The following is a 23,078-nucleotide window of genomic DNA, read 5'->3' as shown; positions in this document are numbered from 1 at the left end:
TCGCAATCCACACCGAAACCAGGGGCCCTCACCCCGTTCAAGGACCACTCAAGGCGTGTCGCCCGTCACCAACGTCCCGGGACAGCACACCTAGGACCTCACCGCGACCCAGCGGACGATCAACCGGGCCCTGTCAGCGGCACGAGCACCGGTCGAACGAAGCGTCGCGAGACTGAAGTCCTGGCGCGTCTTCCGCAGAGCCCGCTGCAGCCCTAACCGCATGACGGTCATGGCCGCTGCCGTCCTCACCCTGGAGCGTCAACGCTGAAAACGCTCACTGCCCATGATCGACCCCACCAACGTGCACAACTACGCCCACACCCTCGCCCTGCAGAGCCAGGCCCACCTCCAGCAGGGCGACATCGCCGAGGCCAGCACCATCGTCGGCGACATAGCCCGCATCTCCGGCGTCAACCGCTCCCCGCGCATCACCCAGCGCATCGCCGACCTCCGCACCGCCCTCACCCCCTGGCAGCGCAGCCGGGCCGTCCGCACACTCGACGACCTCCTGGCCCACTACCGGCTGACCGGCAGCTCCAGAACGAACAAGTCGTAGGCCGAGTAGTAGTCCCCTTCATCCCCGGGAATCCGGCCCACCCGCCGCCACCCCCACGACTCATACACCGGCTGCGCCGCAGCATCCGGGCCCGTCGCCAGCGTCGCCCGCTCCTCGCCCCGCGCGCCCAGCGCCGCGTCATGCAGCGCCCGGCCTACCCCCCTGCCCTGCCAGGCCCGCCGCACCTCGATCTCCGACAGCACCCACGTCCGCGACCCGGTCTCCTGCAAGAACTCCGCCGTGGGCTCCGGCTGCACCCCGCCCCACCAGTGCGTATCCCCGGCTGGAAGGGTGAAGCCGAAGACAAACCCGACCAGCTGGCCCTCGTCCCGTGCCGTCACCAGAGTGAAACCGGGTCGCGCGAACTGCTTCTCCGCCCGGCGGTGAAACGCGGCTGTCTTGTCCTCTCCTGGCTCCACCCCGTACGCATCCGCGTACGCGTCACACAACTCCTTCAGCAGCGCGGCTGCCTCTTCGCCGTCGTGGTGTGTCAGGGATACGACATCGATCGCCATGGCGGCCAGGCTAGAGCCCTCCCGTCGCAAGAAGACAGGCTCGGCCCGCGCCAGCTTCAAGGCGCGGTCAGACGGCTCGTGTTCCTCTGGAGCTGCCCGGTCACAAGCGAGATCAACAAAATCCGGCCACTGTGTGTGCTCAGTGCCCCATGCAACCGCCGTGGACATATCATCCCCGTACAAGTCGCAATTAACGGCAGGCTGTTCGAGCACGGAGCCGAACTGCGGCAGACATACATGGGGGAGCTGACATGACGACACCGGCCGATCTTCTGCTCACAGCCGCCGCCGCCATGGGGGGAGCCATGGGCACCGAATTCTGGAAACCTGCCCTTCAGAGCTTCGCCTCATTCCGGCGTCGCCGTCGCGGTGACGGAGCGGAGGGTGAGGCAGAGACGCTCGCTCGTCTCGACTCGCTGGAACAGGTAGTGGCGGCTGCTGAGCCTGACCAGAGGCCGGTCATGATCAGTGCCGTGCAGCCACAGGTGCGCGAAATCCTGGCTTCCTGCGTCGACGACGAGCCGGACGCGCTCCAGGAGCTCATCGATGTTCTGAAGGCGCGAGGCGTGGAAGCTCCGGCCGTTCCCGCAGTGAACCAGGACGTCAAGAACAACTTCGTCCTCGGTAACCAGAACATCGCTGGCCGGGACAACAACTTCGGAGGCGCTCGCTGATGTCGTCGCCCACACCGCCTCCGACCGACCCCACAGTGAAACAGGACGTCAAGGGCAACTTCGTCCGCGGTGATCAGAACATCGCTGGTCGGGACAACAACATCACGAACTACCTGACCGGGCTGCGCCACCTCCGGCCTCGCCCGGTCAATCCGGACAAGCTGATGCCAGCGAACCGCTTCGTGAGTCCGGGCGACAACTTCGACAAGGCCTCACAGGCCGTCCGGCTGCACTTCGGGGGCATGGCCAACGTCCACATCGTGGTCCTGCTCGCACCCGAAAAGCATGGCTGCCGGTCCGCCGGACTGCGGCTGCTCGCGGCCACGAACGTAGCCAGCGATCGTGTGTTTGAGCTGCTTCCTGACTGGGACGAACCTGACGTGGACTGCCTGCCCGAGGAGCGCGGAGCGGGATATCTCCTCAATTTGAGGAGCGTCACGCAGCCGCTTCCCGAGGCCTTCTACAGCGGCCTCGTGACCTACGCGTCCACCCTGCGCAAGGCAGGCAGCTGCATGGTCATCGTCACGACGAAGGCTGCCTGGTCCCAGGCTCGATCCAGTGGACCCCAGCCTGAGATCCTTGTGACCGAGATCGACCGCCCCAGCCCCACAATCGTCGTCAGGAAGTACCTGGAAAGCGACGGACAGACGCGGGATCGCTCCGGGTGGATCGACGACAAGGAGAGCGTGTTCCACGGCCTCCTGCCGCAGGATTGTGCACCCGGTGAGGCTGTTCGGCTTGCGTTGATCATCGCAAAGGCCAAGGGCATCAGGGATACAGACGCCCTCGATGAGTACCGGGGCTGGGAAAGCCACCTGAGTACTGACTGGTTCGGCGGGGGCAGCGAAGGGGTCGAGACCAGAGCCATCCGCATCGCGGGAGCCTTCCTGAATAAGGCACCCGCTGAGGTGGTGCTCAACAGCGCGGATCTCCTCCTTGACGCGCCGAAGATCAAATTTCCGAAGCTCGAAGGCGGGCTCCTCGCGATGCCGGACGCGCCAAAACGCCTCGAACCGGCAGAAATATCCTTCGATGCGGTCACAGGCACCGCATCTCTCGTCCATGAATCGCAGGGGCCGGCGATCCTTCGGTACGTGTGGACGAAGCACCGGCAACTGACCGAAGAAGTGCTGACGCAGTGGCTCCAGGACATCAGCCAGGGCCCGGCCAAGAACCACCTCGACGCAATTGCCGCAGCTTTGACGCAGCTCGCGGAGACTGTGGGGGTTACTCCGATCTTCGATCTGGCGAAGGGGTGGCTCAGCGACAGCAATAAGCGGCACCAGGGACTTGTCGGCGACCTCTTGTCCGAACTCGCAGTGCACCCTGCTCTCGGGAGTCAGGTAAGGGCCGAACTGGCCACCTGGGCAGACAGGAAGAAGTGGCCGGAACGCCAGTGCACTGTCGCCCGAGCCTGTTCGGGCCCCTTCGGAAAGGCCTACCCCAGCCAGGCTCTGACCCGGGCGCGCTACATCCTCAACTCCCCGGGCACCGATGAGGCGCGTAAGGAAGCTCTCAACGCTGTGCGCGCACTGGCTGTTGACGACGAGCTCGCGCCTCTCGTAACCGACACCGTCGTCACCTGGATCACGAACGCAGGGAAGTCGATCGGAACGGATCGGCAGGTTTTCTTCGACGTCTTCAGCGTTCCGCCGAGTGCGGACCAGCTGGAGAACGAACCACTCGCAGTGGCATTGACAAAGCCCGGAGAGGCCGGAGAAGCAATCCGGCAGCGCCTGTTCGAAGCCTGGCAGCACGTCATTCGGTACAGCGAGGACCCCGCCCAGGCTCAACAAGTTCTGCTGAGCTGGCGAGCGGGCGCGGAAGGTGACTGTCTGCCCGCTGGGCCGGTGGTCGATCTCATCATTGCGCTAGGCAGGACCATGGGGATTGGCGCCCCCTTCATCAAGGCTGTGGTCAAGGCCAAGGGGCCGCTGAAGGATGCTTTGATTGACGCACTCCTCACCGATTTCATCCAGGATGTTGAGGTAGAGCACGATCCCCTCGCCGAGCCGCGGGGGAGTGAATCCGGGGAGCCGCATCCTCGCAACCCGAGTGAGCCGGAGCACGGAACGCAGTGATTCGGATTCTCAACTGGCTGAAGGAGCGGCGAATCTCTGATCGCCGCTCCTTCTCCGCGTCTTTGGAAAGCGGAGACCGTGGGCTGCACTACGATGCGGTGATTCGTTATCAATGGTGGCTCAATCTCGATTCTTCGGCTCCCCGACCGCTTCTTCCTGACGCGATGGTGCGGAACCTCCTGAGAGAAGAATTGGGGGGCGTCGCCCGCAGCTACCGAATCTTGGACCGCTCCGCCGCACAAGACGCCATGAATGCCTTGCTTAGCCGAGAACTCTGGGATGGCGAAGGGCGAGTCCGGACTGAAGCACACGTCAGGCTCCGCATCCCCAAGCCGACGAGGCGGGTAGCGTTGCAGAGGGCTGAAGAAGAAACGGTTCTGCGTTCTTCCTACGCCAGAGAGTCGGTAAAACTTGATCTGCTGCTCGATCGGCTCACAGACCCGGCACTCGGGCCTGTCTGGTGGGTCAACCGGTATGCCGATCTTCAGTTCGCCGCAGGAGACCCCAAGGCAAAGGTCGAGTCGATTCTTGGTGCTTTCGCTGAGCTGCAGAAATCACTCCATGCCGCGAAGCTCGATCAGACCACGGATGAAAAGATCCTTGTGCGCCGGAAGATCGAGGAAGTATTCAACATCATCGAAGATGAGGAGTCTCTGTCGCTCGTGCTCCAAGTCATGAACCGCACCCTCGACCACCTTGGTGTGCGTAGGGCAGGAACTGGCGAGGCAGCCGTCAACGGCAAGGAGAGCACCCCGGCGCCTGGCCGGTGCATCGAGTCGGACTGAGGTCCTCTGGGGCGCCAGCGGCTCACGGGAGGGGCTTTCACAGGGTGGAGGAGGGGAGAAGCCCACCCTCGGCTGCAAGCCAACCAGGACGGCCGCCGAGGCCCATGCTGGCTTGCCTCGAATGAGATCACGCTAAGTAATCGAGATCAAGACAGAGGGCCCGTACCGATGCATGGTGCGGGTCCTCGTCGGCTGAGGTCTCTGGGTGGGTGGGGGTGCTTCTCCGTGGACAACGGACAGGATGAACGACCTACATAGGGCAGCGCCGTTGAAGGCGATCGTCGCCGCCGTCAGGAGCCACGCCGTCTGGCGCAACAGCGGGAAGGGGATCCTGATCCAGGTGAGGAGCAGGTCCAAGGCCAGCAGGACGCAGATGCCCGCGTCGATGCCGATCGTTATATCGCTTGTCTGTTAAGGGTGTTGCTATCCCGTACTGATGGCTTCAGTAGAGGTCAGACGAGGTCTGGCCCTGTACTGGCATGCAACGAGCCTGTTGCATGCGAAGGTCCTATCACTGGTTCCGCTGTTGCTCAGGTGACTGTTCCAGTTGCAGTTCCCGCTTGCGCTGCTCTTCCTTGATCTTTTCCACGAGGCGCGCGAACCGCCGCAGTCGTTCCTTCTCGCCCTCCTCGGGAGTGAGGGAGGGATCGACGGACTCGTACTCGTCGAGGTGGAACTGGACCGCGGTGTAGTGCTTCTCGAGTTCGTCCGCGGTGGACTGCAGGTTGAAGCCGCGCTCACGGAACTTGAAGTAGCCCGACAGGCCGGCGGACACGCCGACTGTGGCGCTGAGGATGGTGGCTGCCAGGTTCAGCGGCGTGATGTTGTTGTCCATGGCGACCAAGGTTGAAGCGACGATCGACCCGGCGATGATGAGCGCCTGGAGTGCGTTGTTCACGCGCCGGTTGCGGGTTGCCCTGACCCGGTATGCGTCCATCAGTTCAAGCGTCGACTCCCGGTAGATCCGCAGTGCGGCCTCGGAGTCGAGAGGGAGCGCCGCTGCGGCGTTCTGCTTCTCCGCGAGCTTCTGGCGCAGTTCGGACGTGTGGTCGACCTTGGTCTTCCGGTTGGACATCAGCATGACGCCCGCGGCGACCCACAGGACTGCCACGATGATGAGACCTGCCCACCGAGTGAAGGTCGGCTTCTCTTCCCAGAGTCCGATGACGACCGTATAGCCCAGGAGGCCGGTCAGGATCATGGAGCCGAAGGCGATCAGATAGTACATCCGCCGCTGGAAGCGTGTGGCCTTCAGATTTTCCAGAGCATGGTCGTAGGCCCTGCTCTTTTCCCTGTACTCACTCTCCAGCGCGGTGATTTCGGCTTCGGTCAGTCGGGCCACAGCGTGTCTCCCCCGTGTACATGCGGACGTAGCCGCTACTCGCGCTGCGGGTGACTTCGGCTTGATCCGTGTCGAGCGCGGCAGTCACCCTAAGTACGTCAGGCGGCACCAGTACACCTCGCCATGAACACTTGGCCGAAAGTCGCCGAGGTGCGAGTCGATGGCTTCTCGGATCGACGCAGGGTGCGCAGTGACCACCAGTAGCATCGGCTGGTTCGTGCGGCCGGCGCGGGTGACGTGCTGGGTCGCGAAAAGAGTGTGACCGAGGAGGGGCGTATGGGGCTGTGGGACCGGTTCGCCGGCAAGTCGGATCTGGATGAGGAACCGTCGGGGCCGAGCCACGCAGAGAACCTACGGGTCGCAGTCGGCATTGGTACGGCACAGATGCGCTGCCACCAGGACACCTGGGCGTACTTTGTCGAGGAGTTCGAGAAGAGTGCCACCCACCGGGACTCACACGTCTTCCGGCCTGCTGCCGAGGAGGAGATCACCTGCGAGGCCGACGGCATGATCGTGGTCCGGATCTCCGGCAGCAGCCTCGCTGCACTGCTGGACCGCTGCTTTGACATCCAGTTCGGGGCTTGGAGATCCAGCTGGAACTACTCCACTCTGGACAAAGCTATTGCTGCGCGTGTGGGTGAGGCGATCACTCGTGCTCTCGCTCATGTGACGTCGGTTGCTGAGGCCGACGGAAACGAGCTCACGATCGTGCTCGACGATCGTCTCGTGGTCCAACCCGAGAGCTGAGGTGGGGGCGTCTTGAAGACCAGAAGTGTCCGGTGACTGCTTGCGCCCGTGACGCAGTGGCGTGTGCACCGGCTGATGGCGGCCCGGGGGCATTCGATCCCGTACGAGGTGGCCTGGACACTGGTGCGCCTGGGGCAGAAGCCCGAAGAACTGCCGTTCGCCCAGGCGGCGTGGCGACAGGCGGCCGCGCAGAGGGTATCGCGCTCGCCCGAGGGAATGCAGTGAGCTTTGCGTCTGAGTCATCGGTAGGTGCATAGCGTGCGCTCGCTGTTCGATCAGGAGCGCAGCCAGCAGACCCCCTCCCCATGAGGCCGCCGGTTTTCCCTTCCTCTGCGGCCGGGACGATGCGGGGCGCCCGCGGACAGGCGACGCCGTAGCCCTTCGTCTACGGCCGAGCGTGCCCCGTATCCTGACGGGGGCATGACGAAGCAGCCCATCCGGCCGGCTGCGAGGATCGCACGAGAGGTGGGCGGCCACAGTGATGATCGATTACAACGTCAGTGACCACTGGTCCGCCGACGATCCGGACTGGCTGAAGTCTCTTGTCTCATCGCTCGACCGCCGCCACGGTGTCAGCACCGTGGTACCGCTCACGGTGCTCGCAGAGGAAGTCATGCAGTGGGTGGAGCTTGCCAGCGGCGTCGACGCCTGGAAGAACTCCGCCAACCGAAAATCGCTACAGCTCGACCTCGACGAGTCCGTCGGCGCGCTTGGCACCTCGCTCCTTGCGCGCATCGCCGCACCACTCGAACGGTTTCGAACCGCCTTCTCGCAGCTCACCGGAAGCCCCGCGGCGATCTTGAAGCAGCCTCCGGGTACCCGCACCGACGTCTGCTGGACCAACGTCACCGGGACCGCGAAGGATCTCCTCGAAGCGCTCGAGGTAGACGAAGCCGTCCGCTCCAGCTGGGATGACCTCGTGGCCACCGCTCAGGACCGCACCCTGGAGGGCCGGGAGTACCGCCCCATCGCCGAACTGCTCTTCGACCAGCTGCGCAGGCGGGGCCTCAACGCTGACCGGATCTTCCGCGACCTGGTCTCGATCGTCGCATTCGGCCGCGACCCCCACGACATCCCCATCGGTCAGAAGAACGTGCCGCTGCCGGAGCGGATAGCAAGCGCCCGAACCCACATCGGCACTCCGGCCCAAGTCGAGCCGGTCGTGGTGTGGCTCGGCTACCAGGGCGAGGCTTTCCTGCACCTTTCCGCTGGGCGGGTGTCCTTCATCAATGCCCACTGGGCGGTACCCAACGCCAGCCCCGAGGGCCAGGACTTCGAACACAAGGCGGAGCTTTGGGAGCTGGTGCAGCACGGCGACATCTTCAAGGTCGCAAAGATGGCCGACGAGGAGTCCGACGTCGACTTCCTGGTGCGCGTCGACCTCGGCACGACCACGGCAGCCGACGCGTTGGAGCGTGCCGTTCACGTGGTGAACACGATCCTCAACGTCTCGATCCACAACTCCGGTGGGGTCCGCCCGCACCTCGCCCAGTACGGGGTTCTGCGTTCCGGCAAGGTCGGCCCTATCAGCTGGCTTGTCTCCCGACGCGAGGCCAGCTTCCCCGATGATCGTTACGGTGAAAGCATTACCGCGGACGCGATCAAGAAACATGGGCCGCGCATCGCCTCGGCGCTGGCCCGCGAGGAGCTTCCCCGATTCCTCGCGGCCGCACTCGAGGTGCAGACCGCCGCCGACCACCCGTTCAGCCGCGCCATGGCGATGCGCAAGCCGTCCGAAGCAGATACCAGCAGCGTGATCCCCCTCGCGGACCGTGTGGTGCAACACATCGCGGCACACGCTGCGCTCGCCCCCAACGACCTGTTCAACCTCCTCGGCGAGCGCTGGCCACACGCTAGGTGGCTTACCGACGTGCAGCGAGCCGTTGGTATGTGCCTGCTCGGCGGCGGGAACCAGAGTGCACTGCGCAGCGAACTCACCCGAGAGTGGCTCGCGGACAAACCGTCACGCCCCTGGATTCTGTTCGTCGCCGACCGCTGCGGTGATCTCCTCTCGCTGTGCCGCATCGAGTCCGAGCGTGCCTGGATCAGGCGAATGTTCGCCAGCGTGAGCGACCATGCCGAGTACAGCGCCCTGATCGCGAACTACACCGCCGAGGGTGCCGTGTTGAAGGCCAGACGGAACCGTGTCCGCAACGCCTTGGTGCACGGCAACCCCGCCAGCTTTCCGATTGTCGCGTCCGTGCGCGAGTACGCCGAGTTCCTGAGCCGCAGCGCGCTCAACCGCGGTCTCGAGTCCTACGTTCAGGGAACGGCGCCCGCTGCCGCACTCGGGCAACAGTCGGACGAGTTCACTGCAATGCAGGAAGGTCAGGACGCCGCAAGCTACTGGCGGACTCGTCGCACCACCCGGGCTTCAACAGCTACGGCCTCGTCGTAGGCACGGGCATGGCGCACCGGGATTTCCTCAAGTACTTTCCGTGCTCCGCCCGAGCGATTCGCACACGCGGGGCGCCTAATAGTTCCAGTGTGGTTTCGTGATCTACCCAGCAGGTTCGTCGGTGGTCCGTCGTCGGTAGTGGCTGCGTCGGGCTGCTGCCTGGTGGCGTCTGCGCCAGTTGGACCAGTGCAGGATTCTGCCCGCTGGCAGGGTGGGCGTGTGGAAGACGGCGCCGAAGAGGCGGCGGATCTCCGGGACGGTCAACGCGATGGGATTGCTGGTGCGGATGGGCGGGCCGCTGCGGTGCCGGGTCGGCGGCGAGAGCAGTCAAGAAGGCCAGGGCGAGCATGGCGAGCGTGAAGTCGCGGTGTCATGAGGTCCCGTGCCTGACTTGGTAGTGGTCGAGGCCGACCTGGCCCTTGGCAGCCTGGAAGCATCCTCCACGCTCCAGCGGATGCCTGCGACGCGGACCAGTTCGGACAGGGCTACTTCGGTGGGTGACCAGCACAGGTAGAAGGCGAGTTCACCGGTGGACCGGTTGCGGCGGATGAGCAGGTGGCGGTGGCTGCCGGTGCCGATGTAAATCCAGGCCCAGTCGTAGAACCGCGGCCCCCTTCGCACCGTTGCCGGCGCTGTGCCGCTGCCAGGGCCGTGGCGGGCAGACGGCCGGCGACGGTGTCTGCACGGACGGCAGTTCGGCCGTGGTTGATCGTCACCTGTCGGCGTACAAGCGAACGTGCACCACCTCGTACGGATGAAAGTGCACCCTTCATGATGCGGTGACGGGGCGCCGGCCGTGAGTCTGCTGCTGTCGGTTCGGGACGCAAAGAGGCGGCTGACGGTGGTCTTGGACCCACATCGCTGGCTGGAGTTGAGGCGGTTTCGTCCGCTGTACGAGTTCGGTGCGATGAGCCTGCGGGAGATCGCGAAGGAGACGGGGCTGGGTTGCGTCCCGGGAAGTGGTGTACGGGTTCGACCTGATCTGGGGGTTTGCTCCGGCATCGGGATGGTGCCCGCATAGATGAACGGCCACCGGCTGATCTTCGAGATGTCGAAGCCTCGAAGGGGATCAGCACGATGACCGCACCAGACAGTCTGCCCCTGCACGCCCTCGCCGAGGACAGCCTCGCAGCGGCGAGTCCCGGTCTGCTGCGCGCGATGGTCAAGACGTTCGCCGACGCGCTCTGCAACGCCGAATACGGGCAGGTCAGCGACGCGAGAGTCAACCACCGCAACGGCTATCGCCCACGCGAGTGGGACACACGAGCCGGCACCGTCGAACTCGCTATCCCCAAGCTCAGGTCCGGCAGTTACTTCCCGCACTGACTCCTCGAACGCCGTCGTCGGGCCGAGCAGGCCCTCATTTCGGTGGTCGCCACCGCCTACCTGCTCGGTGTCAGCAACCGGGCGGGTCGAGAAGCTCGCCTAGTCCCTCGACGTCACCCAGCTGTCGAAGTCCCAGGTCAGCGCGATGGCCAAGCACCTGGACGAGCAGGTCGCCGCCTTCCGCAACCGGCCCCTGGACGCCGGGCCGTATGCGTTCGTTTGGGTCGACGCACTGACCCAGAAGGTCCGCGAAGGCGGCCGCATCATCAACGTCCACGCGCTGATCGCGGTCGGCGTCAACGCCGACGGACACCGCGAAATCTTCGGCATCGACGTCGCCACGGCCGAGGACGGCGCCGGCTGGCTCGCCTTCCTGCGCTCACTCATCGCCCGCGGCCTGACCGGCGTCCAGCTCGTCATCTCCGACGCCCACGCCGGCCTCGTCGACGCCATCGGTGCCGTTCTGCCCGGCGCGTCCTGGCAGCGATGCCGGACCCACTACGCCAGAAACCTGCTGAGCCAGGTCCCCAAGTCGGCCCAGCCCTGGGTGGCGACCCTGCTGCGAACCGTCTTCGAACAGCCCGACACAGACGCCGTGAAGGCCCAGATGCGGCACGTCCTGGACGCGCTGGAGGCCAAGTTCCCCAAAGCCGCAGCCCACTTGGACGCCGCCCAGCACGACCTGCTGGCCTTCGCCGGCTTCCCGCGTGAGATCTGGCGGCAAATCTGGTCGAACAATCCACAGGAGCGGCTGAACAAGGAGATCCGCCGCCGCACCGACGTGGTCGGCATCTTCCCTGACCGCACCGCCGTGATCCGGCTCGTCGGCGCGGTCCTGGCCGAGCAGAACGACGAGTGGACCGAGGCCCGCCGTTACATGGGACTCGACCTGCTGGCTAAGGCCCGCCTCCACCCGATCGAGTCAGAAACCGACGAGACCGTCATGCCCACCGAACTCACCGCATAGCCTCAAAACGAGATCACCGAGTGGCCGTCGATACACCACTCCGGCGGACGTGACCCGGGGCTGAACCGCCGGACGGTCAGCAAGTACCTCAAGGATCCAGCTTCGGTTGCGCCGCCGAAGAGAGAAGCGGCGGATCAGCGGCCTCGGCGGGTGGTGGACGAGGTCGCGCCGCTGATTGACGCGATGCTCAGGTCGGAGATCCTGCTCAAGGGAAGGGTGATCCACGAGCGTCTGGCCCAGGAGTACGGGGTCACGATCAACTACCAGCGGGTGAAGCTCTATCTGCAGGTAGCCCGGCCCCGGATCGCGGAGGAACTGGGCATCAGCCCGGGTGAGTTGGCGGGCCTGCACCGGCGGTTCGAGGTGGTTCCCGGTGCTCAGGCCCAGGTCGACTGGGGAGACGAGGGCAAGGTCCTCGCCCATGTCGGTATCCCGAAGGTCTACTCCTTCCACATGACGCTGTCGTACTCGCGTGATCCGTTCTGCTGCTTCACCACCAGCCAGGACCTGGCCACGTTCTTCGACTGCCACCGGGCCGCGTTCGCGCACTTCGGCGGGGTGCCGATGAGCATCGTCTATGACCGCACCAAGACGGTCGTGCGCCGGCACGTCGCCCCCGGTGAGGCGGTTCCGCTGCATCCGGAGGCGGTCGCCTTCGCCGGGCACTACGACTTCGACATCGACGTGCTGGCCGCCTATCGCCCGCAGGGCAAGGGCCGGGTCGAGCGACAGGTGTACATCGTCCGCGACCACGTCCTGGCCGGCCGGGCCTTCTCCTCCATCGAGGAGATGAACGCCGCGTTCGCCGCCTGGGTCCCGCTGCGGCGAGCGAAGGTCCACGGCACCCACGGCGAGGTCATCGGGCACCGGGCCGTGCGCGACCACATGGCTTTCCGCCCGCTGCCGGCGACCCCGTATGTGGTCACTCAGCGGCATCTGCGGCACGTCGGCAAGGACTGCCTGGTCGCCTTCGACGCGAACCTCTACTCCGTTCCCGCCCGCAAGGTCCGCCCCCGCCAACTGGTCGAAGTCCGAGCAACGAAGGCCCAGGTCACGCTGTATTCCACTGTTCCTGATGCCAGTGGTCAGACGCTTCTGGCCGTCCATCGGCGGGCCGTTGGCCGAGGCGCCCGCATCGTGGATGAGACGCACTGGGACGGACTGCCCACCGGCGCCGGCCGCCGCGTCACCACCGGCGACGCTCTGCCCGCTGCCCGCCGCAGCCAGTCGGCCGGGCCGGATACCGGACCGCTGCAGGCTCTGCTGAACCGGGCCGCCGCCGCAAACGTTGAGGTCGGCCGCCGCCCGCTGTCGGTCTATGACGAGCTGACCGGCACCCGTCCCTTCACCTCACCCGCCCCACCAAGGAAGCCCGTTGAGCGAGCTGACCAGCACCCGCATCCGCACCACCGCAGCCAAGCTCGGCCTGCCGCACCTGGCCGAGGCCCTGAACCAGTACGTCCAGCGGGCCGACGAGGCCAAGATCGGCTACCTCGACTTCCTCAACCTGGTGCTGGTCGAGGAAGTCGCCGTCCGCGACGACCGCCGCTTCCGCAACGGCCTGCGGCTGTCGAAGCTGCCGCACCACAAGACACTGGAAGACTACGACTTCTCCTTCCAGCCCGACCTCGACCCGCGCAAGGTCAAGGACCTGGCCACCCTCTCCTTCGTCGAGGACAAGGCCAACGTCGCTCTGCTCGGGCCGCCCGGGGTCGGCAAGACGCACATCGCCGTCGCCCTGGCCGTCGCGGGCTGCCGGGCCGGCTACTCGATCTACTTCACCAGCCTCGACGACATGGTCCGCCACCTCAAAGCCGCCGAGGACCAGGGCCGACTGATCAGCAAGCTCACCAGTTACCTCCGCCCCAGCGTCCTCGTGGTCGGCGAGGTGGGCTACCAGCCGCTGGAGCGGGCCGAGGCGAACCTGGTCTTCCAGGTCATCTCCAAGCGCTACGAGAAGGGCTCGATCATCCTGACCTCGAACAAGACCTTCGGCGAATGGGGCCAGGTCTTCGGCGACGAGATCCTGGCCACCGCGATCCTCGACCGCCTCCTGCACCACTGCGAAGTCGTCTCGATCAACGGCAACAGCTACCGGCTCAAGAACCGTCTCCAGGCCATCGAACGGGACACCGACGTGGCCTGAGCAGTGGTGCACATAACTTCGTACTCGGTGGTGCACTCAGACGAGTACGCGGACATCACCCGCGTCGAGCAGGCGACGGCCATCACGTAGCCGATGCCGCGTGCCTCGAGGGCGAAGCGGAGTTGAGGGTCCTGGCCGTAGGCTTCGTCGCCGGTTGCCCAGAAGGCGGTGATCCCGGCGTCCAGCGCTGCGGCGATCATCTCCCCGGCTAGTTGGGGCTTGGTGGCGAACTGGATGTCCTTGGGGATCCCGGCCGTGTGCCGGCGTTCGGGATCAGAGCACCAGGAGTGCTCGGGCAAGTAGAGCCGACGGTCTATCAGGGCCCGTCCCGGCTGGTGGCCAGCGCGAGGAACACGCCGACCTGGGCGTTTTGATGCGGCCCGCGGTGCCTGTTTACTGCCGTTGCACGCCCGCCGAAGCCCGGCCCTTCTTCACGAAGCCCGTCTCGTCGACCACGAGAACGGCGCCGTCGGCGCCGAGTTGTTCGGCGGTGAGGCACGAAGGTCGCCGCGGACAGCATCGGCGTCCCAGCGGGCGTAGCGCAGCAGGCGCTGCATCGGCCCGGGCCGGCTATGGCCCGCCCGTTCGGCCAGCTGCCAGCAGTTCTTCCATTCGGTGTCCGAGAGCAGGCCGAGCAGGTAGGCGCGGGCCGCAGCCCTGGGTTCCACCCGCCGGAATCGGCCCGCGATCCGGGCCATGACCTGCTCGAACATCGCCCACCAACGTGCAGGGTCTACGCTATGCCCTGCGGCCACCGCACGATCTTCAGGAGTCCACATAACCCCCGATGATCAGGCGGTGGCCGTCCCCGTTCCCAGCCGGGTCCGCGACAAGATCGCGAAGTCAGACTGGAGTACTAATGGCTGTTCCGTTGTTCCCCGAGGCCGGGGAAGCAGACGGCGTTGTCCTCGACGATCATGTCCGGCCTGCCCCGGTCGACGATCGTATGAGCTGCGGCTGCAGTACCTGGCCCCGGAGACCAGTCGCTCCCGGACCGGCTTGACACGGGTCTCCAGCTGGCGCCGCATCATCCACTCCTTTTCGCTGCTGCACGCAGCTCGTCTATTCCGGCCCGGTCCGTGCCTTTGATGGATCCGGAGAGGCGATGAACGACCACCCAGCGTCCGTCGTGTATCGCTCCAGCGAAGATCCGGGATTTCCGGGTGGCGCCGTTGTGGTAGGTCAACGGCCGCTCCCCGACCCGGCGCCAGGTGAGCGCGGGCTCACCAAGGGTCTTGTCGACGGCGAGTCCGGTTAGCAGGCGCGCGGCTGAGCGTGTGCTGGCCCACATGCCGCCGGCGGGCAGGATGGCTCCGGTCAGGTCCCATGGCTTCGAGGGGCGGCCGAACCAGCTCGACGCCAGCAGGCGCTGGTCCATGGGTGGTCTGGCGGTCACCGTTACCGTGGGCAGGCCGAGTGGCGCGAGCACGTGATCATTGACCAGTTCCTCGTAGCTCCGGTCGGCGGCCGACGTCAGTGCCGCGCCGAGCACGGCGTACCCGAGGTTCGAATACTCCTCACGCTCGCCCGGGCGCGTGGTGAGCAGGCTGTCGAGACGACCCACCAACTCGTTGAGCCGAGCCTGCGTGAAGTCCCTGTATGGGTTGAACAGGCCAGTGTCGGGAGGCAACCGCGGAAGGCCGGAAGTGTGGTCGGCCAGGTGCCGGAGAGTAACGCCGGTGCCCGGCGCGGCGCTCAGCCACCGCTCGACCGGGTCGTCGAGGGACACGACGTGGTTCCTAACAAGCACGGCAAGGACGGTTCCGGTCAAAACCTTGGTGAAGGATCCCAGCTCCACGTATGCGTCGGGATCATGTCCGCCGGTCACACGAGGAACGTCGAGGTGACTGCCGATAACACAGGTGGGAGGATGTCGCACAGGGGTCCTTTCACTCGGCGGACGCGGCCGCTACCGGTTCACGGTTCTGCGTCGGCGCACCACCGGTCCCCTCTGCCACGGCCCTCTCCTTGCTGCGCGTGCCCAGTTCCTTTCCGCGCGCGCCCAGCTTTCGTGCTACCCCGAGGGCGCGGGACAGTTCGGGTGAAAGGAATACGAGGTCACAGGCGATCATCGTCAATGCGAATCCGGTGAGCCCCATGAAAAAGGCGATGGAGATATGGAAACCGATGGAAGCGGCGGCTGCCCATGGGCGCAGCGCCGGTACCAGGACTCCCATGGGGAAGTAGACGAGAAAGATGACCGTTGCATAAGTGCCGATGTACACCAGCACATCGTTGTTGTATACGAGTTCCGAGACCCCGGGAAACTCAAACTCAGGAACGCGCATGATGTAGAAGAGCGCGGTTCCGTCCTGCCAGGACTGCCCCTGCACCTTGTACAGACCACTGACCATGTAGACCAGGCACATCTGCACGGCGATCGCGGTCACGCCCAGATTGTGCAGGGGCGCGCCGGCTGCTCGAACAGCCTCGGGTATGCGCCGCGTCACGCGTTCCCCGAGCGGGGACCGCAGGGAGAAATAGTCGTAGCAGCGTGTGAGCAGCAACATCGGGATGACAAGGTGCATGAGATTGTCGCCGCCATCCATCAGAGCTGACTGCCGCTGATAGAGCGACCACAGGAATATGCCGTGCACCGCCAGGACGGGACGGCCTCCGATGCCCAGAGTGACAGCCAGTGCAGCGATCACTCCGAGGTGATAGACCACCTCGAACATGATCGACGAAGTGCTCCACGCGTAGATGCTGAAGGCTCCCGAATCCCTCAGTTCGTCGAGGAATATGTGGTGAGGAAGCAGCGTGTCGTTTCCGGGGCCGAACAGGTAGTACCGGTCTCCGTACTGACTGACGTAGAACATGAGGCCGACGAACCCGAGTAACGCGCGGGTTCCTGACACACCCAGGACGGCGACAGGGCGGCTGGCCCATGCGTCGAGCTTGTTCAAGAGACTCACTGCAGATCAGCGGCTTTCTTCCATGGAAAGTCGTAGGCGTCGACCTTGTCGCGGGCGTCGGGGTTCTTCCTCTGTGACCAAGGAGGGAGGGAGCGTGCGTACATCCGGACCTGCACCGCCTGGAGACCACGGCCGTCCTCGCAGGCCTGAGCCAGTTGCGTCAGCGCGTACCGTGACAGATAGTTCACCGCTTGATCGCGTGTGTGCTTCTCGTGCGACATCAGCGGAATGGGGTTCTCTCCCGGCTTCTCGGCCTCCTTCTTTTCCTTCTGCTCGCGGAGGCGCCTCAGGAGGTCGTCGGTCGAGTTGTACTGCTGGATGCCGTTGCTGACCACGCGGGTCATGCGCGAGGGAAAGAACCTGCCGTCCTGGACCCGCTGGATCGATGGGCCCGTCACGTCGTGGTACTTCGTGACCTCACCGTCACTGCACCGGCCTCTTGCGATGATCCCCTGATCGACCATCACCGGGTCCGGGGCAAAGAGCATCCAGTTCTGCGCGAAGTACGGCTGGAGGTAGTCATTGAGGAACGGTGCCATCTGCACTTTGGCAGGACTCAGCGGCGTCTGAGAGAAGGCCGCTACGGAGAAGTGGGCACCCAGGAGGGCGGCACCGGCAAGCAGCACCGCCCTCTGGACGCGACGATGCGCTGTCACCTATCGAAAGCGGTCGAGTCGGAGACCTCGCCGGAGATGTTCGCCGGCTCGCTGAACAGGCTGCCGAGGCCCAGGTTGTCCGTCAGCGCACCCGCAGCATTGGCCACGGAGCGGGCGCCGACCTTGGCGTGCACGGTCGCCCGGGCGGCTGCCCGGGTGGCTGCCTTAGCGGCTGCCTTACCCACGGCGCGCGCAGCCTGCGGCGCCTTGTCGTCACCCTTGCTGACGGTGGTCATCTGCTCCGCCACGGGCACGGCGGGCGTGGCCTGGGCCGAGCCCTGCATGGTCAGTGCAAGGCAGGTACCCGTGACGGCGGCGCCGATGACGGCTCCGACAGTTCGCTTCTGCATAGTTCCCCATTTCATGTACTGGTCGCCTTCAGCCCTCACGGATGCCCGGTCTCACCGACATTCCTCTGGATGAGGACGCCACGGAGGATCGTTCGGGGCAGTTCCCCCGCGTCCAGGGCTGAAGCCAGCTGCGCAGGTGCAGCTGCATTGGAAGCGAACAAAGTCAAACGACGAACAGGATGTCATGACCTCTGGTTGCGTTCGCTCCTGTCGAAGACCTTAACCATGGTCATCAAGCTTTCACAACCGTCGTTTTCAAGACATCACTTGCACAGATCCTCCATGAATCATGGAGGATCTAGGCGGACATCAACAGATCATTGACCTCCAGGCCCGGAGCAGTCTGTTGCTTTTCGTTGATTTCCTGTCAGGTATGGGTGATTTGAGGTTAGGCGTGACGTTCGGTGGTAATTACGGCGGACCGCCTGCTACGGAGAGGAGTAAGCGATGGGGAAGGCGGATGTCGCGATCGTGGGGACGGGCCCGAACGGGCTGGCGGCCGCAGTGGTCATGGCCCGCGCCGGATTGCAGGTGGAACTCTTTGAGGCCCACCACCAGATCGGCGGGGGGCTGCGCAGCGCGGTGTTGTTCGACGATGACGTCACGCACGACGTGTGTGCGGCCGTTCATCCCATGGCGGTCGCGTCACGGTTCTTCCGGGAGTTCGATCTGGCCTCGCGCGGGGTTCGCTTCCGGCAACCCGCGGTCAGCTACGCGCACCCTCTGCCCGACGGCGCGGCGGCCCTGGCCTACCGCGACTTGGAGGCGACCTGTGCGCGGCTGGGGGCGGACGGCGAACCCTGGCGGCGCATGATGACCCCCCTGCTGGCCCGGAGTTCCGCCGTGGTCGATCTCGTCCTCTCCTCGCAACGCGCCCTTCCGCGGGACCTGTTCGGGGCGGTCGGGTTCGCCACGCGCGCTCTCACGCACGGCACTCGGCTCGGACGGCGCACTCTGACGACAGAAGGGGGCAGGGCCCTGCTGACCGGCGTCGCGGCCCATGCCGTGGGACGACTGCCGAGCCTGGCTTCAGGCGCCATCGCACTCCTGCTGGGGCATCTCGCCCACGGCAGTGGCTGGCCGCTTCCAGAAGGCGGCAGCAGCCGCGTCGCCGAGGCACTGGCCGCAGACATCGCCGCCCACGGCGGCACATTCCACACCGGACAGAAGATCGATGATCTGAGGCAGCTGCAGGGATCGAAGGTGGTGCTCTTCGACACCGCCCCGAAAGGCCTGCTGCAAGCCGCCGGTGAGCTGCTCCCCGCCCGGTACGCTCGCCACCTCTCCCGCTTCCGCCACGGTCCGGGGGCCGCCAAGGTGGACTTCCTCGTCAACGCCCCCATCCCCTGGCGCCATTCTGAGGTCGGTCTGGCGGGCACCGTGCACCTCGGCGGAACGCGGGCACAGATAGAGCAGCGGGAATCTCTCACCGCGGCGGGTGTCGCCGTACCAGATCCCTTCGTCCTGGTGGTCGACCCCGCCGTCGCCGACCCCACACGGGCCCACGACGGAAAGCGGCCGGTGTGGGCCTATGCCCATGTGCCGAACGGGAGCTCCCTCGACCCTGTGCCCATGGTGCAGGCGTGCATCGAGCACTACGCGCCCGGCTTCAGTGACACGATCATCGCCAGCCGCGGCATCAGGGCCAGCGACTACGAGGCCTACAACCCCAATTACGTCGGCGGTGACATCAACGGCGGTGCTGTGACGCTGAGGCAAAGCATCCTCCGTCCGGCTCCCCGCGTGGATCCCTATCGCACGCCGCTCCGAGGCGTGTACCTGTGCTCCGCATCCACACCGCCAGGGCCCGGCGTCCACGGAATGTCCGGTTACCTGGCCGCCGGCTCGGCGCTGAGGCGGGAGTTCGGCATCAGTACGGCGCCGAGCCTGGCCCCTGGCGAGAGCGACGCACTCGTCCAGGGAGGGAAGTGAAGGAAGAACACACCCTCGTGCGGCTACCGACGCCAGCCCCTGGCGGCCTCAGGGGTTGACCGCGACCACGGACCAGGAGCTTGTTAATGTTCGCGACATGACAGCTGATGAGCGTGAAGAGCCGAGCATGGAGCGCGAGTTGGAGACGCAGCCCCAGTCCTGGTGGGCGGGCCTCGGCGGCCCTATCGGCGGCTTCGTCCTGATGGTCCTCGGGCTCGGTCTCTTGCTGTGGGCCTTCCTGGGCCGCTCGGGCCCGAACGCCCCTTTGGTCTACCAGGCTGCGAAGATCGTAGCGGTCGGCCTTGTGATAGCCGGTACCACTCTGGTGGCGCGCCGACGCGTCACCTCGCGGCGTCCCGGCTCGGAGAATGAAGATTCCACTTGATCGTGGACACCTGGAGACTGGGACGTGTGAGCCCAGAGGAAGTAGTGCCAGGTGGGAAGCAAGTACACGAAGCGGTACTCCGAGGAGTTCAAGCGGGACGCCATCACGCTCGTGGCCTCCTCCGGCCGGACGGTGACCGAGGTCGCCCGGGAACTCGGCATCAGCTCGGAGAGCCTGCGGGGCTGGGTGAAGAAGGCGAACGGTGCCGGGCAGGCCGCCGCGGGAGTGTCCGTGGCCGCCGGTAACGGGCTGGACGCGGCCGAGCAGGAAGAGCTCAAGCGACTGCGCAAGCTCGCCGCCGACCAGGCCAAGATGATCGAGATTCTGAAAAAATCGACGGCCTTCTTCGCGAAGGAGAGCGACCGGTGAGCGAGATATACCGGTTGATCCGCGCGGAGAAGGCTCACTTCACCGTCGTTCTGCTGTGCCGTCCTCGGCGTGGCACGCTCCTCGTACTACGCCTGGGAGGCGGGAGAGCAGGCCCGCGAGGTGCGCGAGCGCGAGGACCTCGCCCTGGTCCACGAGATCACCCTCATTCACGTCGCGTCGAAGAAGACGTACGGCGTTCCGCGCGTCACCGCCGAACTGCACCGCTGGGGCCACCTGGTGAACCGCAAGCGCGTCGAGCGGCTCATGCGCGAAGACCGCATCGCCGGTCACAGCCGCCGCACCGAGCGTCGCAGCCTCACCCGCGCCGACCGCAAGGCCGCCCCCGCTCCGGACCTGATCGGGCGGGACTTCTCCGCTCCCGCCCGGGCCTGCGCGTGGTCGGCGACATCACCTACGTCCCCACCGCCGAGGGCTGGCTGTACCTGGCGATCTGGCTCGATCTGGCGACCCGTGAGGTGATCGGCTACTCGATGGCCGACCACCACCGCGCCGAACTGGTCGTCGATGCCCTGTACATGGCCGCCGGCCTGGGCTACCTGGAGGACGGCTGCATCATCCACACCGACCGCGGATCGGAGTACACCTTGGGCCAATTCCGGGACAAGCTAGTACTCCAGCCGGACTTCTGTATTTGGCCTGGTCAACGGCGGTGATGGGGAGTGTAGCGGGGGTTGGGCATGCGCGGGGCGGTCTTGGGCCGGCCGTCCCACCAACGTGTGGCCGCACCGCATGTAATGACAGCGCGACGAGCAGTCCGTTGTCGTGATCCATGATGTACCGACGAACGACTGGGACCTGGAACTCGAAGAACTCTTCCTGCAGACCGGAGCCCGCTTTTGCCGGGTGGAGGTCCGGCGTCGGATGCGGGACTACGTCCGCGGACTGCTCGGCCCGGTAGGCCGAAAGAACAGCTGGCAGCTCGCCGAGTACGCCAGCCACGCCACCCCACACGGCCTGCAGCACCTGCTCTCCCACAGCCGGTGGGACCCCGACGGCCTGCGCGACGACCTGCAGGCCTACCTGGCCGAACAACTCGGCCAGCCCAATGGCGTGTTGATCCTCGACGACACCGGCTTCGTGAAGAAAGGCACCACCTCCGCAGGGGTGCAGCGCCAATATTCCGGCACAGCCGGACGGACAGAAAATTGTCAGATCGGCGTCTTCGCCGCCTACGCCACCACCCGCGGCCACGCTCTGGTCGACCGCGAGCTCTACCTGCCCAAGTCCTGGACAGGCGACCGGGAACGGTGCCAAGCGGCCCGCATCCCCGACGAGCGCACCTTCGCCACCAAGGGCGAGCTGGCCCGAGACATGATCCTTCGTGCCCTGGCCTCCCCGCTCCCCATCGCCTGGGTCACCGCGGATTCCGCCTACAGGCAGGACTCGCACTTCCGGAGCTTCCTGGAAGACGCGCAGCTCTCCTACGTTGTTGCCGTCCCAAAGTCGCAGCAGGTGAACGGCCCGCGCATCGACCATCTCATCGCCCAGGCCCCGCCCGAGGCGTGGCAGCGTCTGTCGGCGAGGTCGGGGGCCAAGGGTGAACGGTTCTACGACTGGGCCGCTGCCCGTCTGCCCGCCGTGGACGAGTCCGACGGGGACGAGCCGACCTGTCAAGCCCCGGGTTTCGTGGAGACTGAGTTAGCTGGATTTCTGGAGTGACGCAGGAGGTTCGGCCGCGAGGTAGTGCGCGGCCTCGTGTTCGGCGGGGGTGACGTGGCCGAGTTCGCCGTGGAGGCGGCGCTGGTTGAACCAGTCGACGTACTCGGCGACCGCGATCTCGATGTCGCTGATGCCGGTCCACGGTCCCTTGTTGCGGATCAACTCGGCCTTGAACAGGCTGTTGAACGCCTCGGCCAGGGCGTTGTCGTACGAGTCGCCCTTGGAACCCACTGAGGCCACGGCGTCCTGCTGTTCCAGGCGCTCGGTGTAGCGGATGGCACGGTATTGAACGCCGCGGTCGGAGTGGTGTATCAGCCCGGTCAGGTCGCCGCCGGCGTGCCGGCGCCGCCAGATGGCCATCTCCAGGGCGTCCAGGGCGAGGTCGGTGTAGAGGGAGGTGGCGACCTGCCAGCCGACGATCATGCGGGAGAAGACGTCGATGACGAAGGCGGCGTAGACCCAGCCGGAGAAGATTCTGATGTAGGTGATGTCGGCCACCCACAGCTGGTTCGGCGCACCCGCGGTGAACTCCCGCTCGACCAGATCAGCCGGGCGTGCCGTCTCGGGCGCGGGGCGGGTGGTGCGCGGGCTCTTGGCCCGGATCACGCCGCGCAGTCCGGCCGCGCGCATCAGGCGCTCGACCGTGCAGCGGGCCACCTCGTGCCCCTCGCGGACCAGGGCGGCGCGCACCTTGCGGGCCCCATAGAACCGTAGTTGGCCTCGTGGATCCGGCGAATCTGCTTGGTGAGGTGCTCGTCGCGCAGGCTGCGGGCCGAGGGCGGGCGGGTGCGGGCAGCGTAGTAAGTGCTCGGCGCGATCGGCGCGTCCGTCAAGGCGAGGACGTCGCAGATCGGCTGGACGCCGAACATCTCCTTGTACTGGTCGATGTAGGCGACCTTCATCGCAGTGGACGGTCCAGCTCCGCGGCGAAGAAAGCCGATGCGGACTTCAATATCGCGTTCGCCCGCCGCAGTTCCTTCACCTCCCGCTCGAGCTCAGCGATCCGTGCAGCATCGGTGCTGGTGGTGCCGGACACGGTGCCCTCGTCGGTCTCGGCCCGCTTGACCTAGCCGCGCAGGGCCTCGGGATGCACGTCGAGCTGGTCGGCGATGCGCTTGATTGCACCGGCACGGTCGGCGGGGGTCCTTACGCGCCTCGATCACCAACCGCGTCGCACGCTCGCGCAGTTCGTCGGGGTACTTACGGGGAGCAGCCACGATCGGCATCCTTCCGGGTCTTCGATGTCTCCATCAA

General features: G+C 65.8%; 19 protein-coding genes, 6 pseudogenes and 1 other annotated feature. Of the genes and pseudogenes, 16 read left to right on the top strand and 9 right to left on the bottom strand.

What is annotated here, in order from left to right; translation table 11 throughout:
• Positions 1–94 precede the first annotated feature (94 nt).
• Together ACIBNA_RS35515 and ACIBNA_RS35510 are read left to right on the top strand one after the other, a co-directional pair.
• Positions 95–268 (top strand): annotated as a pseudogene (locus ACIBNA_RS35515) (transposase family protein); the annotation flags it as partial.
• Between the two features lie 15 nt (positions 269–283).
• Positions 284–556 (top strand): hypothetical protein, encoded by a 273-nt coding sequence (locus ACIBNA_RS35510; protein ID WP_399169297.1) that lies wholly within the window; start codon positions 284–286, stop codon positions 554–556.
• Here ACIBNA_RS35510 and ACIBNA_RS35505 read toward each other — a convergent pair.
• A complete protein-coding gene (locus ACIBNA_RS35505) occupies positions 517–1,071 on the bottom strand; it encodes a GNAT family N-acetyltransferase (protein WP_399169296.1) in 555 nt (184 codons plus the stop codon). The two genes, ACIBNA_RS35510 and ACIBNA_RS35505, sit on opposite strands and share 40 nt — an antisense overlap.
• Positions 1,072–1,322: 251 nt before the next feature.
• Here ACIBNA_RS35505 and ACIBNA_RS35500 point away from each other — a divergent pair, with 251 nt between their 5' ends.
• From ACIBNA_RS35500 to ACIBNA_RS35490, 3 genes are read left to right on the top strand one after another with little or no spacing between them, the layout of a single operon-like run.
• Entirely contained in the window at positions 1,323–1,745 is a 423-nt protein-coding gene (locus tag ACIBNA_RS35500) for a hypothetical protein (protein WP_399169294.1), read from the top strand.
• Positions 1,746–1,780: 35 nt separating this feature from the next.
• Positions 1,781–3,826: a hypothetical protein gene (locus ACIBNA_RS35495; RefSeq protein WP_399169293.1), complete on the top strand. Its 2,046-nt coding sequence runs from the start codon at positions 1,781–1,783 to the stop codon at positions 3,824–3,826.
• On the top strand, positions 3,823–4,611 hold the full coding sequence (locus ACIBNA_RS35490; protein ID WP_399169290.1) for a hypothetical protein: 789 nt from the start codon (positions 3,823–3,825) through the stop codon (positions 4,609–4,611). The genes ACIBNA_RS35495 and ACIBNA_RS35490 overlap by 4 nt, the downstream gene beginning before the upstream one ends.
• Before the next feature lie 213 nt (positions 4,612–4,824).
• Here ACIBNA_RS35490 and ACIBNA_RS35485 read toward each other — a convergent pair.
• Positions 4,825–5,004: pseudogene (locus tag ACIBNA_RS35485) on the bottom strand (DUF2637 domain-containing protein); the annotation flags it as partial.
• 118 nt (positions 5,005–5,122) lie between these two features.
• Positions 5,123–5,953 (bottom strand): DUF4231 domain-containing protein, encoded by an 831-nt coding sequence (locus ACIBNA_RS35480; RefSeq protein WP_399169289.1) that lies wholly within the window; start codon positions 5,951–5,953, stop codon positions 5,123–5,125.
• A 276-nt stretch (positions 5,954–6,229) separates the two neighbouring features.
• On the opposite strand from ACIBNA_RS35480, the gene ACIBNA_RS35475 reads away from it, so the two are divergent.
• From ACIBNA_RS35475 to istB, 5 genes and pseudogenes are all read left to right on the top strand, one after another.
• Entirely contained in the window at positions 6,230–6,700 is a 471-nt protein-coding gene (locus tag ACIBNA_RS35475; protein WP_399169288.1) for a hypothetical protein, read from the top strand.
• Positions 6,701–7,181: 481 nt separating this feature from the next.
• Positions 7,182–9,098, top strand: coding sequence for a hypothetical protein (locus tag ACIBNA_RS35470; protein WP_399169287.1), 1,917 nt, complete (start codon positions 7,182–7,184; stop codon positions 9,096–9,098).
• Positions 9,099–10,175: 1,077 nt separating this feature from the next.
• Positions 10,176–11,391, top strand: a pseudogene (locus tag ACIBNA_RS35465) (IS256 family transposase).
• 12 nt (positions 11,392–11,403) lie between these two features.
• Positions 11,404–12,762, top strand: a pseudogene (istA, locus tag ACIBNA_RS35460) (IS21 family transposase); the annotation flags it as partial.
• A 4-nt stretch (positions 12,763–12,766) separates the two neighbouring features.
• Positions 12,767–13,537 (top strand): IS21-like element helper ATPase IstB, encoded by a 771-nt coding sequence (gene istB, locus ACIBNA_RS35455; RefSeq protein ID WP_399169286.1) that lies wholly within the window; start codon positions 12,767–12,769, stop codon positions 13,535–13,537.
• Here istB and ACIBNA_RS35450 read toward each other — a convergent pair.
• From ACIBNA_RS35450 to ACIBNA_RS35430, 5 genes and pseudogenes are all read right to left on the bottom strand, one after another.
• Positions 13,483–14,235, bottom strand: a pseudogene (locus ACIBNA_RS35450) (transposase). The gene istB and the pseudogene ACIBNA_RS35450 sit on opposite strands and share 55 nt — an antisense overlap.
• A 329-nt stretch (positions 14,236–14,564) precedes the next feature.
• The gene (locus ACIBNA_RS35445; RefSeq protein WP_399169285.1) at positions 14,565–15,365 is read right to left on the bottom strand and encodes a serine hydrolase domain-containing protein; all 801 of its coding nucleotides are present in this window, start codon (positions 15,363–15,365) and stop codon (positions 14,565–14,567) included.
• 61 nt (positions 15,366–15,426) lie between these two features.
• Positions 15,427–16,452, bottom strand: a complete 1,026-nt coding sequence (locus ACIBNA_RS35440) for an HTTM domain-containing protein (protein ID WP_399169284.1) — start codon at positions 16,450–16,452, stop codon at positions 15,427–15,429.
• Positions 16,449–17,078, bottom strand: a complete 630-nt coding sequence (locus ACIBNA_RS35435) for a DUF5819 family protein (protein WP_399169282.1) — start codon at positions 17,076–17,078, stop codon at positions 16,449–16,451. The genes ACIBNA_RS35440 and ACIBNA_RS35435 overlap by 4 nt, the downstream gene beginning before the upstream one ends.
• Before the next feature lie 26 nt (positions 17,079–17,104).
• On the bottom strand, positions 17,105–17,458 hold the full coding sequence (locus ACIBNA_RS35430) for a hypothetical protein (RefSeq protein ID WP_399169281.1): 354 nt from the start codon (positions 17,456–17,458) through the stop codon (positions 17,105–17,107).
• Positions 17,459–17,905: 447 nt separating this feature from the next.
• Between ACIBNA_RS35430 and ACIBNA_RS35425 the strand changes: the two genes are divergently transcribed.
• From ACIBNA_RS35425 to ACIBNA_RS35400, 6 genes are all read left to right on the top strand, one after another.
• The gene (locus ACIBNA_RS35425; protein WP_399169280.1) at positions 17,906–19,390 is read left to right on the top strand and encodes a phytoene desaturase family protein; all 1,485 of its coding nucleotides are present in this window, start codon (positions 17,906–17,908) and stop codon (positions 19,388–19,390) included.
• Between the two features lie 97 nt (positions 19,391–19,487).
• Positions 19,488–19,775: a hypothetical protein gene (locus tag ACIBNA_RS35420; protein ID WP_399169279.1), complete on the top strand. Its 288-nt coding sequence runs from the start codon at positions 19,488–19,490 to the stop codon at positions 19,773–19,775.
• Between the two features lie 51 nt (positions 19,776–19,826).
• Positions 19,827–20,144: a transposase gene (locus tag ACIBNA_RS35415; protein ID WP_399169278.1), complete on the top strand. Its 318-nt coding sequence runs from the start codon at positions 19,827–19,829 to the stop codon at positions 20,142–20,144.
• 69 nt (positions 20,145–20,213) lie between these two features.
• Positions 20,214–20,624 carry an IS3 family transposase gene (locus tag ACIBNA_RS35410; RefSeq protein ID WP_399169277.1) on the top strand — a complete coding sequence of 137 codons (411 nt, stop codon included), beginning with the start codon at positions 20,214–20,216 and terminating at the stop codon, positions 20,622–20,624.
• Complete coding sequence (locus tag ACIBNA_RS35405; protein ID WP_399169276.1) at positions 20,540–20,818, top strand: DDE-type integrase/transposase/recombinase; 279 nt, start codon at positions 20,540–20,542, stop codon at positions 20,816–20,818. The genes ACIBNA_RS35410 and ACIBNA_RS35405 overlap by 85 nt, the downstream gene beginning before the upstream one ends.
• Positions 20,819–20,927: 109 nt before the next feature.
• Positions 20,928–21,824, top strand: a complete 897-nt coding sequence (locus ACIBNA_RS35400) for an IS701 family transposase (RefSeq protein ID WP_399169275.1) — start codon at positions 20,928–20,930, stop codon at positions 21,822–21,824.
• Here the strand turns inward: ACIBNA_RS35400 and ACIBNA_RS35395 are convergent.
• Positions 21,804–23,050, bottom strand: a pseudogene (locus tag ACIBNA_RS35395) (IS3 family transposase). The gene ACIBNA_RS35400 and the pseudogene ACIBNA_RS35395 sit on opposite strands and share 21 nt — an antisense overlap.
• Positions 22,634–22,762 (bottom strand) — a sequence feature (AL1L pseudoknot). It overlaps the preceding pseudogene by 129 nt.
• Positions 23,051–23,078: the final 28 nt, after the last annotated feature.

This window comes from Streptomyces sp. NPDC050164, from assembly GCF_044459945.1.
Classification (GTDB): Bacteria; Actinomycetota; Actinomycetes; order Streptomycetales; family Streptomycetaceae; genus Streptomyces; species Streptomyces coeruleorubidus_A.
The sequence above is the reverse complement of the archived record's forward strand: the minus strand, read 5'-3'. Positions and strand labels throughout refer to the sequence as shown.

Bases quoted from the DNA above. Each gene is read 5' to 3' on its own strand.
- ACIBNA_RS35510 (WP_399169297.1), top strand. From the start codon at position 284: ATGATCGACCCCACCAACGTGCACAACTACGCCCACACCCTCGCCCTG.
- ACIBNA_RS35505 (WP_399169296.1), bottom strand. From the start codon at position 1,071: ATGGCGATCGATGTCGTATCCCTGACACACCACGACGGCGAAGAGGCA.
- ACIBNA_RS35500 (WP_399169294.1), top strand. From the start codon at position 1,323: ATGACGACACCGGCCGATCTTCTGCTCACAGCCGCCGCCGCCATGGGG.
- ACIBNA_RS35475 (WP_399169288.1), top strand. From the start codon at position 6,230: ATGGGGCTGTGGGACCGGTTCGCCGGCAAGTCGGATCTGGATGAGGAA.
- ACIBNA_RS35470 (WP_399169287.1), top strand. From the start codon at position 7,182: ATGATCGATTACAACGTCAGTGACCACTGGTCCGCCGACGATCCGGAC.
- ACIBNA_RS35430 (WP_399169281.1), bottom strand. From the start codon at position 17,458: ATGCAGAAGCGAACTGTCGGAGCCGTCATCGGCGCCGCCGTCACGGGT.
- ACIBNA_RS35425 (WP_399169280.1), top strand. From the start codon at position 17,906: ATGGGGAAGGCGGATGTCGCGATCGTGGGGACGGGCCCGAACGGGCTG.
- ACIBNA_RS35420 (WP_399169279.1), top strand. From the start codon at position 19,488: ATGACAGCTGATGAGCGTGAAGAGCCGAGCATGGAGCGCGAGTTGGAG.